The sequence below is a fragment of the Actinomadura rubrobrunea NBRC 15275 genome (genome assembly GCF_001552235.1).
Classification (GTDB): Bacteria; Actinomycetota; Actinomycetes; order Streptosporangiales; family Streptosporangiaceae; genus Spirillospora; species Spirillospora viridilutea.
The window spans coordinates 54,883-61,352 of the sequence record NZ_BCQU01000035.1; the positions used below are offsets into that span (position 1 = coordinate 54,883).

The 6,470-nt window shown below is 72.7% G+C and carries 5 protein-coding genes; 1 reads left to right on the forward strand and 4 read right to left on the reverse strand.

The genetic code is table 11. The features are described from left to right. Positions 1 to 24: 24 nt before the first annotated feature. The 3 genes from AR3_RS32170 to AR3_RS13490 all read right to left on the reverse strand — a co-directional run bounded on the left by AR3_RS32170 (position 25) and on the right by AR3_RS13490 (position 3,705). Positions 25 to 795, reverse strand: coding sequence for a carbonic anhydrase (locus AR3_RS32170; RefSeq protein ID WP_227023065.1), 771 nt, complete (start codon positions 793 to 795; stop codon positions 25 to 27). A gap of 173 nt (positions 796 to 968) precedes the next feature. Next, the gene (locus AR3_RS32175) at positions 969 to 2,828 is read right to left on the reverse strand and encodes a hypothetical protein (RefSeq protein WP_169803828.1); all 1,860 of its coding nucleotides are present in this window, start codon (positions 2,826 to 2,828) and stop codon (positions 969 to 971) included. A 283-nt stretch (positions 2,829 to 3,111) separates the two neighbouring features. Continuing rightward, positions 3,112 to 3,705, reverse strand: coding sequence for a YbhB/YbcL family Raf kinase inhibitor-like protein (locus AR3_RS13490; RefSeq protein ID WP_067913947.1), 594 nt, complete (start codon positions 3,703 to 3,705; stop codon positions 3,112 to 3,114). A gap of 403 nt (positions 3,706 to 4,108) precedes the next feature. On the opposite strand from AR3_RS13490, the gene AR3_RS13495 reads away from it, so the two are divergent. Beyond that, entirely contained in the window at positions 4,109 to 5,476 is a 1,368-nt protein-coding gene (locus AR3_RS13495) for an NAD(P)/FAD-dependent oxidoreductase (RefSeq protein ID WP_067913928.1), read from the forward strand. Positions 5,477 to 5,594: 118 nt separating this feature from the next. On the opposite strand, the gene AR3_RS13500 is transcribed toward AR3_RS13495, so the two are convergent. Continuing rightward, positions 5,595 to 6,416, reverse strand: coding sequence for an ABC transporter permease (locus AR3_RS13500; protein ID WP_067913930.1), 822 nt, complete (start codon positions 6,414 to 6,416; stop codon positions 5,595 to 5,597). Positions 6,417 to 6,470: the final 54 nt, after the last annotated feature.

The following is a 6,470-nucleotide window of genomic DNA, read 5'->3' on the forward strand; positions in this document are numbered from 1 at the left end:
AGCCCGCCAGGCGGCCCTTTCGGGTCAGGACGCGTTCGTGGAAGCCTCGTCGGGGGCGTCGTCCGGGACAGGGACGAACGCCCCCGACGACCGGTCCAGGACGTGCACCACGGCCGTCTCCAGGTCCAGGAAGAGCCCGATGAGTTCGAGATCGCCGGCCTCCGCCCGTTCGCGCAGCCACGGATAGGTGAGCAGGTTGTCCAGCTGCTGCGCCACGTTGATCTGGCAGAGGCGCGTCAGCGGCGGCGCGTCCCCGCTCGGCTCGGCGTCGAGGAAGCGGGTCAGGCTGGGAAGGCCGTGCCTGAGCCAGCGGGTCAGGGAAGTAAGGTGACGCACCTCCCGGCCCCCGGCCAGCAGCGCCGCCATCGCGCCGCAGTTGGAGTGGCCGCACACGGTGATGGTGCGGATGTCCAGGACGTCGACCGCGTATTCGACGGTGGCGGCCACCGAGTCGTCCGGCGTGCGGGAGCCGTACCGCGGCACCAGGTTGCCGACGTTGCGGTTGATGAACAGGTCGCCGGGGCCGCTGGCGGTGATGGTGTTCGGCACCACCCGCGAGTCCACGCACGTGATGAACAGGTGCTCCGGCTTCTGCTCGAACGCCAGCTCCGCCATGATCGGACGGACCAGGGGCGCCGTGCTGCCGTGGTACTCGCGCACCCCGTCCAGCAGCAGGGCGCCGGCCGACGCCTCTGAATCGTCCGCTTGCGGGCCGCGGGGGCGCCGATCCGCCCAGGGGGCCCACCAGCGGGCATGCGGCGAGGATGAGCGCGCTGGTGTGATATCGCCGGTCACGCCCCCCTTCCTACCAGTGCGCGCGTACCTGCTCGACGCCGGCCTCCGCGGCAGGCACGCGTGGTGCGGTGCGCCAGGAGGCCGACGTGGCCGCTTTTCCGTGACCGGTCGTGAGGGCGTAAAGCAACGCGCCCGCCGGGCCTGTGAGGGCCGACGGGCGCGTTCCGCGAGTGTCAGCGGCGGTAGTCGCGGTGGCTCTCCCAGTCGTCGGGCTCGCCGCGGGAGGGGCCGCCGGGGTAGGACGACCCGTAGCCGCCGTTCTGGTCCTGGGAGCCTCCGGGCGGGGGCTGGGAGCCCGGGTACCCCTGCTGGGAGCCGTAGTAGCCCCCGCCGTAGACCTGGGTGGCGCCCGGGTCGCCGAAGCCGCCGCCGGGGGGCGTGCCCCCGCTCGACCCGGCGGAGGAGTCGATCCCCAACGGGTCGCTGGGGCTGAAGCTGCTGCCGCTGAAGTCGGTGTAGCGGGGCTCGCTGGAGGGCTGCTGGTCGCCCGCGCCCGTGAACGAGGAGCCGAAAGAGTCGCGGCCGGTGTTCAGCGGGTCGTCGAACCGGGAGGAGTCGCCGTAGGCGGGGGACGTCGGATACGCGTCGCCGCCGCTCTGGCCGCCGGAGCCGTACCCGCCCAGGCCCGTCGACGGCGACGGCGTCGACCACGGGCCGGTCGAGCCGGGCGAGCCGAACGAGGAGCCGCCGGAGCCGAGCGGGTCGCTCAGCGGGTCGGTGCGGGAGCCGCCGAACGAGGAGCCGGACGGCTCGGGATCGGACGGGGGCGGCGTTGTGGGCGCCGGGCGCGGGGCGGTGCCGGCGCTGGCGGACCGCTCGTTCTGGATCCGCTGCAGCAGCTCGTCCACTGTGGGCAGCTTGTGGTCGTCGCCCGACTTCGATCCGGAGCCCGAGGCGGCGGGAGCCGACGGGGCGGGCGTCGGCGCGGCCGGGGGCGGCGCGGGCGGCGTCGCCCCGTAGCCGCCGTGGTCGGCGGGCTCAGGAGCGCGGCCCAGGTCGCCGAGGCCGCGCACGGGGTGCTCGTCCGTGCGGCCGAGGGACAGCCCCAGGGCGTCGGAGCCGCCCGCCGGGGCTCCGGTGCCGGACGAGGACAGCGGCCGGTCGAAGCCCTCGGGACGGGCCATCGGCCCGGTCGTGCCGTAAGAGGGGGAGCCGCCGGTGCCGAGCGGGTCGCCGCCGAACGGCGCGGACTGGTCCGCCCCGGAGGCGCCGGACGTCCCGGAGCCGTACGACGGCTCCTGCCCGCCGGAGGGCGGGCCGAACGGGGACGGGTCCGCGCTCCCGTAGGCCGGCTGGTCCTGGGGGCCGGCGCCGTACGCCGCCTGGGCCTGGCCCACGATCTCGGGGGGCAGGGGGTCGTTCGCGGTCGCGCCCGGGTCGCCGGGCAGGTGGGAGGTCGCGCTCGGGTCGCCCGACAGGCGGGTGGTGGCGCCGGGGTCGGCCGCCAGGTGCGCGGCCGGGGGGAAGGACTGCTGCGGCGGCGCCTGCTGGGGGCCCGCGCCGCGTCCGCCCTGGGCGGGGCCGCCGGGCATGTCGGCGCCCGCCGAGACCGGCTGCTGCGGCATGGGCGGCTCCGCGGGCTGGTCCTGCTGGCCCTGGGCGAGCAGCGGGTCCTCGGCCGGGTCGACCTCCGCCTGGTCCTGCTTGTCGTGCTGCCAGGGGAACTTGGGCTTGTCGAAGGTGATGGTGGCCCAGTAGTCGTCGTCCTCCATCTCCTCCGCGTCGGCGCCCGCCTGCGCCGGGGTCGGCGCGGCGAGCGGACCCGAGCCGCCGGCGACGCGGCGGTCGTAGCCGCCCTGGGGCTCGCCGCGGCCCTGGTCGTAGCCGTCCTCGTAGCCGCCTTCGTAGCCGTAGCCGTCGTCGGCGGCCTCGTCGGGGTGCCCGCCGGACCGCAAGCCGCGGGGCGGCTGCTCGTCGGCCATCCAGTCGTCGTCGTCCCGGCTCGCCCGGCTGGCCCGCAGGCCGAGGGCCACCAGGACGACCACCAGGACGACGACCACGATCAGGCCGAAGACCACGATGTAAGTTGTCATGCCACCACCCAATGCCTTGGCCCGACGAGATGCGTCAGCGGGGCCTGCGGGTTCGTCCCGATTGCCGACCGTCCGGTCGTCGGCGGCCCGATCCCGGGGGACCTAGACCGATTCTGACCGACAGACCGATTCTGACCGACCGCTATGACCGTTGTCACACCATTCGCGCACATCTGCCCTCGCCTGGCGCGTACCAGCCGACCCGCTGGTCGGCCCCCGCGCCGCTGTCGTCCGCGCCCCCGTTGGGGCGGCCCCTGCCCCCCTGCGCTCAGCGGCCCCACGGTCAACGCGTCTGCTCGTCTCCGAATCTCCCCGTGATCCGGCCCCGGCCCACGGTGTGCTCGGCGATGGCGCCGAGCGACTCCTCCAGCGGCGCCCCGCTGCGGAACAGCGGTCTGTCGTTCGGCACGTCGAGCGCGTAGATGGTGTACCGGTACCGGTGCCGCTCGCCCCTGGGTGGACACGGCGGCGTGTAGCCCACCTTGTTGCCGGTGTTGAGGCCCTCGACCGTCTTCTCCAGGCGGGCGCCCTCGACGATCTGCTGGGTGGTCCCGTCGATCCCGGCGATGACCCAGTGCACGTAGGCGCCCTCGGGTCCGTCCGGGTCGTCCATGACGATCGCGAAGGACTTGGTTCCGGCCGGGGTCCCCGACCACCGCAACGGCGGGGTCTTGCCCTGACCGCCAGGGTACGTCGCGCAGGCGTACCGCGTGGGCAAGTCGTGGCCATCGCGGAACACCGGACTGGTGACGGTGAACCACTCCGCCAGTTCGGCGCTCTGGTTCTGCGGCAGGCCGATCAGACCGCAGCCGCTCAGCGCGCCGGCGAGCGCCACGGCGGCCGCGGTGGCCGTGACCGGACGCCGGTGTCTGCTCATCATCGATACGCTCCCGGGCGAGATCGTACGCCGCGCCCCGCCGGACTCGGGTCAACTTGACGGTTCGGTCGCGGGCGGCCTCGGGGACCGCGCCTGGCCGGCGGCGCCCCCTTGCCGCGTTCGGCCCCACCTTAGGGGTTCGAGAGGGGTGGAACGGGTCTTTCCCCCCTGTGAACCCCGAGGCGCGTGAGATTCGCGGGCCGAGTCGATGATCTGTGAAGTACGTCCCATGTCGTCCGGTTCATGGGAAAGAGGTGATGAAGTTCACGCGGCTGCGAGCGTTCCAAGTTGACACTCCAGCAACTTCTGTCGTTTTTCGCCTCAAAACGATTGGTCTAGACCTGGGTCGGTCGGATAGTTTGTGAATGTATTCACAAGCCGACCGTGACAGAGGAGGCCGTCGATGGCCAGGACCGTCGAGGAGACCCCTGGCGCTCCCCACATCCTCATCGTGGGTGGCGGCTACGTGGGCATGTACACCGCGCTGCGGCTGCAGAAGAAGCTGCGCCGCGAGCTCAAGCGCGGCGAGGTGAAGATCACAGTCGTCGACCCCAACTCGTACATGACCTACCAGCCGTTCCTGCCCGAGGCCGCCGCCGGGAACATCTCGCCGCGGCACGTGGTGGTGCCGCTGCGGCGCGTGCTGCCGCGCTGCACCGTGCGCAACGCCCGGGTGACCGAGCTGAACCACGGCGAGGGGTGGGCGATCGTGCAGCCGCTGGCCGGGCCGCCCGAGCGGATCTCCTACGACTACCTGGTGATGGCGGCCGGCGCGGTGCCGCGCATCCTGCCGATCCCCGGCCTGGCCGAGCACGGCATCAGCCTGAAGACCATCGGCGAGGCCATCCACCTGCGCAACCACGTGCTGCAGCAGCTGGAGATCGCCGAGTCCACCGACGACGAGGAGGTCCGCCGCAAGGCGCTGACCTTCGTGTTCGTCGGCGGCGGCTTCGCCGGCGTGGAGGCGGTCGCCGAGCTGGAGGACATGACCCGCGACGCGGTCACGTACATGCGCAAGGTCACCCCCCAGGATCTGCGGTTCATCCTCGTCGAGGCGGCCGACCGGATCCTGCCCGAGGTGGGGCCGGACATGGGCAAGTGGACCGCCGAGCAGCTGCGCGGCCGCGGCATCGACGTCAAGCTGAAGACCCTGCTGAAGTCCGCGGTGGACGGCGAGATCGAGCTGTCGGACGGCAGCCGGTTCCCGGCGGGCACGCTGGTGTGGAACGCGGGCGTCAAGGCCGCCCCGGTCGTGCGCAACAGCGACCTGCCGCTGGACGAGCGCGGCCGCGTCAAGGCCACCGAGTACCTCACCATCGAGGGCCTGGTGCGCGCGTTCACCGCCGGCGACAACGCGGCCGTCCCGGACCTGACGCAGGACGGCATGACCTGCCCGCCGAACGCCCAGCACGCGGTCCGCCAGGCCAAGGTGCTCGCCGACAACCTGGTGCGGTCGCTGCGCGGCAAGCCCCTCAAGCCGTACGTGCACAACAACGTGGGCGCGGTGGCCGGTCTCGGCCTCCACAAGGGCGTCGCCTACACCTACGGCTTCCGGGTGAAGGGCTGGCCCGCCTGGTTCATGCACCGCACCTACCACGGCCTGCGGGTGCCGACCCTCAACCGCAAGATCCGGGTCCTGGCCGACTGGACGCTGGCGCTGTTCCTCAAGCGCGAGACCGTCTCGCTGGGCATCATCGAGCAGCCGCGCGCCGACTTCCAGCTGGCCGCGCTCGCCGACGCCAAGCCCAAGGAGAAGGAGAACGCCGCCTGATCCGCGCGGGCGGGGAGCCGCCCCTCGGGCGCGGCGGCCCAGGCGGAGGACACGACAGCCCCGGACGACCCGTCGGCCGTCCGGGGCTGTCACGTGTCGGCTCGGACCCCGCGTCCGCTCAGACGCGGCGGCGGAGCTGGCGGATGGACAGCGGGGCGAAGACCGCCATGAAGGCCGCTCCCCAGGCCACGGCGATCCAGGCGTGCTCCAGCACCGGGCCGCCCACCAGCAGGCCGCGGATCGACTCGACCAGCTGCGACAGGGGGTTGTTCCGCATGACGAACGCCAGCCAGTCGGGGGTCCCGGGGGACAGCTTGATGAACGCGGTGCTCAGGAACGTGATCGGGAAGATGATCGTGAACCCGAAGATCTGCACCTTCTCCGGCTCGCTGACCGACACCCCGACGAACACCGAGATCCACGTGAACAGCAGGGCGAACAGCAGGATCAGCCCGAACGCGGCCAGCAGGCCCAGCGGGCCGGTCTCGATCCGAAAGCCGATGGCGAACCCGACCAGCAGCAGGACCAGCATCGACCACGCCTGCTTGACGGTGTCGGCGATGATCCGGCCGAACAGCGGGGCGCCGCGCGCGATCGGGAGGCTGCGGAACCGGTCGTAGACCCCCTTGGTGATGTCCACGTTCAGCCCGTAGCCGGTGGTCATGCCGGCGAACAGCGCGTTCTGCGCGATGATGCCGGGGATCACGATGGGCAGATAGGCGTCGACGCTGCCGGCCATCGGCGGGCCGAACACGTAGGCGAACAGCAGCACGAACATGATGGGCTGGATGGACAGGTCCAGCAGCTCCATCGGGTTGTGCTTGATCTGCACCAGGTTCCGCCAGGCCAAGGTGGCGACGTTGCGGGCGCTGACGCCGAGGCCGACCCGGCGGGTCGGCGCGGCCTCGGGCAGGCCGGCGGCCGCTGAGGCGGCGGTCATCGCGCGCCCCCCGTTCCCCGTCGCGGCGCCCCCGGGGCGGCGCCTCGCCCTTGC